The sequence below is a fragment of the Leptospira vanthielii serovar Holland str. Waz Holland = ATCC 700522 genome (assembly GCF_000332455.1).
In the GTDB taxonomy this organism is placed as follows: Bacteria; Spirochaetota; Leptospiria; order Leptospirales; family Leptospiraceae; genus Leptospira_A; species Leptospira_A vanthielii.
The window spans coordinates 273,186-279,185 of the sequence record NZ_AOGY02000014.1 but is presented as its reverse complement, the minus strand read 5'-3'; the positions used below and the strand labels follow the sequence as shown (position 1 = coordinate 279,185).

Below are 6,000 nucleotides of genomic sequence, written 5' to 3'. Positions count from 1 at the left end.
CGTTCTTCAATGCTTATCATGTCTGGTATTTTACCTCTATTATCAGTTATTTTTCGACTTTTTGTAGGGTTTCATCTTTCGGCGTAGATAGCTTTGCAATTCCTTTTTTAGTTCGCCTCTCGGTAAAAGATAGATATAAGTATAAATAGTTTGATGGGAAACTGATTCTGTAATTCCGCTTGGCAGATTTTCTTTTAAAGACATCTCTATTTGCTCTGGTGACCATTTAAGTTCTAATTTAGATTTTATAAATTTTCGTAAATTTGGATGTTTTTGCAACTTTATTTTACCAGAATTTCTGGAACTTTCATTCTTCTGTGAAATGATTTGAGCATTTGATACTGAATAATTAATGAAAGAATTTCTTGAATAACCTTTAGATAATTCTCTGGAAATGCTTGAAGGACTTCGATTCAGTATCTTAGCTATACTTCTAATACTTTCCTCTTTAAATCGCATCTCAGCAATTACTTCCCTTTCTTTCAAATTAATTCTTGTATAATGATTCATTTATTAACACCTTATTCATTAGATTATCGGTGTTGCGTTAAAAATTTGATTCTACCTATAACAGAAAATATAATATTAGGGATTTACCATATAATATCAAAATAATAAGATTTCTTGTGCCATTTTACAAAATGACTAATTTAAATGCTCAAGAAGAAATAATCGGTGTTTATGAAAATCTCGTTTAAAGGGCATTCCCTATCCAAGCTATTCTGATCAATCCCTATAATCGAACTATCCATTACAAAAAAATCAAATTCCATGGATTCCCGCCTGGAGAGACATTTCCAATAAATGTTAGTGCACCGGTGGTTTGGTTGATACTAAATTGTATCAAATTTGAATTATTTATATCTGCAACATAAGCAAATCTACCAGTAGGATCGATAATCATAAATCTTAAATTACTTGATATATAACCTGTCACATTAGATGAGTAAGTAATATTTCCGGTTTTTGGTTCAACCGCATAACAAGAAATAATGCCTTCATTAATATGTATTAAATAATAGAAGAGACCACTGGGATGAATGGCCGTACTATTAATACTCATAGCGTGGTTAACAGATCTCATATTACTCATATTACCTGTTTCTCCATCAAAACTTAAAACGGTTACGGCAGGAATAGATCCAACATATATATAGGCGCCATTCGGATGGGTAGATACATGACCGGAACCATCACTGGAAAATGTTGGACTGACTCCTGCTTGAGTTAAACTTCCATCTGCATAGTTGATCCGATACGAACTAATTTCTGTTACCAATGTTCCCATATAGAAAATAAAATTCCCATTTCGAGAAATTTGAATTTGTGAGCTTCCGATGTTAGTTGGATAGGAGACAAGAAAGGTAAGTGTACCGTCGGCATTGATGGCGTAAGCCCGAATGGCCGAAGTTCCTTCAGAAGCTAAATACAAATACTTACCGTCCGGAGTAATGACTAAGTTTCGTGGGCTTAACCCAGCGGGTGCAGTGGCAGGAGTATTGAGAGACAAAGCACCCGTAGTCTGATTGATTAGAAATTGGGAAATACTACTACCGTCAAAATCACCTGTGAATAAAAACTTACCGGCGGGATCTACGCCAATTCCCGTTGGAGTAAAAGTACCAACTTGAACACTAGAATTGAAGGTCAATAATCCAGTAGATTGATCCATAGTCAAATGACCGACAGAATGATTTATATCCAAACTCGTATAAACATAACCCGTATATACAGTGATATCAGAGCTTGCACCGGCCTTCCCATCGGCTGCGGTAGCAGTGATCCAAACCTTTCCATTGCCAATACTCTGGACCAAACCATTGGCATCGACTGTAGCCACAGAATTGTTGCTACTAGACCACTGGAAAGTAGAATCTGTTTTGGAACCGTACGAATAGTACTGTGCTTTGAGTTGCAAACTGTCCCCTTTATAGATGCCAGCCCAACTTTGGCTTAGTTCGACCATAGAATTGGAATTGGCAAGTAGGGCCCAGAGATAAAACAAAGATTGGGAGGAAGGGTCCTTTCCGGGACAAAGTAAATCTCGAACGATAGGATTGAGTAGACAAGCATTAAAGGAAAACAAACATCCAATCAAATACAAGGATCTCAGAAATTGTGAGAAACCTGTTCTTCTAATTTGATTTAGTAATAATGTTTCCATAGAAACCAACAAACATAAGTAAAGCGAATTGGGTAAAATGTCATTCCAAAAAAATAGAACCGTTCGTAAAAAACTCTTTGTTTTGAACCCTTTTAGCGCCAGGGATTGCAGTGAAAATCGAAGCGAAGCGGAGATTGTAACGGAAAGCCCGGTCGTTTCTGAAAACGACTGGGTTACTAGATGAAATTCGAGGCGCCCAAAGTTTTTACAAAAATGGCAAATCTGTGGGTTCGATCAACTTCCACAAACCAAACATCCGTCTTCCATGGAACAGGATTCTCCGACAAATTCAGATTCCGGCTTTGCTTGGTTAACTTGCTCCGACAAAGCAGCTCCGTTATCCTTCATAATTTTGTCCTGGGATTTTTCCACGGTGAATTGAATGGCTTGAGTCGCAGCTTTGGTTCGCAGATAATACATACCTGTTTTTAAACCTTGTTTCCATGCATAAAAATGCATAGAGGATAATTTGGAAACTGTAGGACTTTCGACAAATAAGTTTAAAGACTGAGATTGGCAGATAAATGCACCACGGTCCCGTGCCATATCAATGAGCGATCTTTGTTTCATTTCCCAAACTGTTTTGTATATTTCTTTGATAGAATCAGGTATGGAAACGATGGATTGGATGCTACCACCCGCTGCGATGATTTGATTTTTCATTTCAGAATTCCAGAGTCCGAGTTCAATCAAATCATTTAACAAATGTTTATTGACAATGATAAATTCTCCACTCAGAACTCGTCTTGAATAAATATTGGAAGTATAAGGTTCAAAACATTCGTTGTTTCCGAGAATCTGTGAGGTGGAAGCTGTGGGCATGGGAGCCACAAGGAGAGAATTTCTTGCACCATATTGGATCACTTCTTTACGAAGTGTTTCGAAGTCCCAACGTCCTGTAGGTTTTACGTTCCAAAAATCAAATTGGAAAATTCCCTTCGATAGAGGAGATCCGACAAAACTAGGATAAGGGCCATCAACTTTTGCAATGTCTTTACTGGCGGTCATTGCGGCAAAATAGATGGTTTCAAAAATTTCGATGTTGAGTTGTTTTGCGGCATCACTTTCGTAAGGCATTCGTAATAGAATAAAAACATCAGCAAGCCCTTGCACACCAATGCCAATGGGACGGTGTTTTAAATTTGAATTTTGTGCTTCAGGAACTGGATAATAATTTTCATCAATGATTCGGTTTAGATTGAGAGTCATCTGGTAAACAATCTCATACAATGTTTCAAATAAAAATTTTCCATTGGAAACAAACTTTGGCAAGGCGACTGAGGCCAAATTACAAACGGCCACTTCGTCGGGACTAGTAAATTCTAAAATTTCAGTACAAAGGTTACTACTTTTGATGGTTCCTAAATTTTTCTGATTACTTTTGTTATTGGCCGCATCTTTGTACAACAAATACGGAGTTCCCGTTTCTATCTGCGATTCTACAATGGCAAACCAAAGGTCTTGGGCTTTGACTTTGTTACGAGCGAGACCTTCTCTTTCATACTTTTCATACAGTTTGACAAAATCATCGCCATACACATCAGAGAGACCAGGAGCTTCATGGGGACAAAATAAACTCCAATCACCACCATCTTCCACTCGTTTCATAAATAAGTCGGAGATCCAAAGTGCGTAGAATAAATCACGAGCTCGCATTTCTTCTTTGCCATGATTTTTCTTTAGATCTAAAAAAGGGAATATATCGGCATGCCATGGTTCTAAATAAATGGCAAAGGCACCTTTCCGTTTCCCACCACCTTGATCCACGTAACGTGCGGTATCATTGAACACTCGTAACATGGGAATGATTCCATTACTGGTTCCATTGGTTCCACCAATATAAGAACCTGTGGCCCGAATATTATGAATGGAAAGTCCGATTCCACCAGCACTTTGCGAAATTTTTGCCGTTTGTTTTAATGTGTCGTAAATTCCATCAATGCTGTCGTCTTTCATGGTTAAGAGAAAACAACTACTCATTTGTGGTTTCGGAGTGCCTGCATTAAAGAGTGTGGGAGTTGCATGAGTAAACCAACGTTCGCTCATTAAATTGTATGTTTTGATGACTTCATCAATGCGATCTTTGTGGATTCCTATCGCCACACGCATGTACATGTGTTGCGGGCGTTCTACGATTTTCCCATCCAACTTCAATAAATAAGATTTTTCTAAAGTCCTAAATCCAAAATAATCAAACCCAAAATCTCTGTCGTAAATAATCGAACTATCCAATAATTCAGAATGTTTTTTTACGATCTCCCAAACATCCTCCGCAATGAGAGGCATCCATTTCCCTGTTTTTGAGTCGTTATAAGAATACAAACGTTCCATCGTTTCTGAAAAAGATTTTGTAGTATTTTTATGGAGATTACTCACAGCAATACGACTTGCAAGGAGTGCATAGTCTGGATGTTTGGTGGTAAGTGATGCGGCAATTTCTGAAGCCAAATTATCTAATTCAGAAGTGCTCACCCCGTCATAAATGCCTTCGATTACTTTTTTTGCCACATCGATAGGACTTACCAAACGACTGAGGCCATAGGATAATTTTTCAATCCGAGCTGTGACTTTATCAAACTTAACCGATTCTTGTTTTCCGTTTCTTTTGAGTACAAACATATAATTACCTTTTTAGAATTTAAAAATCTTCATTGAGAGAAAAAGTAAAACTTTGTTCCGAATTGAGAACACCAGCCTTCTGGTAGTCACCCACCCGTTTCTCAAAGAAGTTTGTTTTTCCTTGTAAAGAAATCATTTCCATAAAATCAAATGGATTGGAGGAATAATAGAGTTTCTCAAAACCAAGTTCTATAAGCCAACGGTCAGCGACAAATTCAATGTATTGTTGCATCAGTTTTGCATTCATACCGATAAGATCCACTGACAAAGATTCGGTGATAAATTCTTTCTCGATATTTACAGCATCAGTGAAAATTTCATACACACGTTCGGCACTAGGTTTGTTTTGGATCATTTTAAAGAGGATACAAGCAAATTCACAATGTAAGGCTTCGTCACGACTGATGAGTTCATTGGAAAAACTAAGACCAGGAAGAAGGCCCCTTTTTTTCATCCAAAATATGGCACAAAAACTTCCGCTAAAAAAAATCCCTTCCACAGCCGCAAAGGCAAGTAGACGTTCTGCAAAATTTCCTTCACCGATCCAACGTAATGCCCATTCGGATTTTTTTTGTACGGCAGGAATTGTTTCTATGGAATGAAATAATCTGTTTTTTTCCTTTGGATCTTTGATGTAGGTATCAATCAAAAGAGAATAAGTTTCTGAGTGTATGTTTTCCATCATAATTTGGAATCCATAAAAGCACCTAACTTCAGGAAGCTGCACTTCTCTCATGAAATTGACTGCCAAGTTTTCATTCACAATCCCATCACTGGCAGCAAAAAACGCTAAAATATTACTTAAAAAAAATCGTTCTTTGTCTGTGAGTGAATTCCAATCATCCAAATCACTACTTAAATCAATTTCTTCCGCTGTCCAAAAGGATGCCTGTTGTTTCTTATACATTTCCCAGATGTTAGGATACTTTATGGGAAGGATCACAAAACGATCCTTGTTTTCTTTGAGTAATACTTCTGATTGATAATCCATGACTAAATCTCCGTTAGTCGGGACACAACATCTTAACTTTTGAAAAGGTGTGGGTATCCCGGTAGCAATAGTCCGGGGCCCTGAAAAAATTTTCGGTACGGATGATCGTTTACGGGCGATTCATCTGTGGGAAGATCCGACTTTTCTTACCTAGATTGGATAAGAATTTACGGTTGCGCCGTCAGTTGAGGAGTTACACCTCATTCCTCCCGGAATAGAATCTAAA

At 37.7% G+C, this 6,000-nt stretch carries 3 protein-coding genes and 1 pseudogene; all 4 read right to left on the bottom strand.

Annotation, left to right across the window (positions count from 1 at the left end; translation table 11 throughout):
• A pseudogene (locus tag LEP1GSC199_RS03570) lies at positions 1-510 on the bottom strand (transposase); the annotation flags it as partial.
• 241 nt (positions 511-751) lie between these two features.
• Positions 752-2,164, bottom strand: coding sequence for a beta-propeller fold lactonase family protein (locus LEP1GSC199_RS03565; protein ID WP_002977046.1), 1,413 nt, complete (start codon positions 2,162-2,164; stop codon positions 752-754).
• A 234-nt stretch (positions 2,165-2,398) separates the two neighbouring features.
• Positions 2,399-4,783 (bottom strand): ribonucleoside-diphosphate reductase subunit alpha, encoded by a 2,385-nt coding sequence (locus LEP1GSC199_RS03560; RefSeq protein WP_002976817.1) that lies wholly within the window; start codon positions 4,781-4,783, stop codon positions 2,399-2,401.
• 19 nt (positions 4,784-4,802) lie between these two features.
• Entirely contained in the window at positions 4,803-5,774 is a 972-nt protein-coding gene (locus tag LEP1GSC199_RS03555; RefSeq protein WP_002977171.1) for a ribonucleotide-diphosphate reductase subunit beta, read from the bottom strand.
• Positions 5,775-6,000: the final 226 nt, after the last annotated feature.

Coding starts and splice junctions, on each gene's coding strand:
- LEP1GSC199_RS03565 (WP_002977046.1), bottom strand. CDS start 2,164: ATGGAAACATTATTACTAAATCAAATTAGAAGAACAGGTTTCTCACAA.
- LEP1GSC199_RS03560 (WP_002976817.1), bottom strand. CDS start 4,783: ATGTTTGTACTCAAAAGAAACGGAAAACAAGAATCGGTTAAGTTTGAT.
- LEP1GSC199_RS03555 (WP_002977171.1), bottom strand. CDS start 5,774: ATGGATTATCAATCAGAAGTATTACTCAAAGAAAACAAGGATCGTTTT.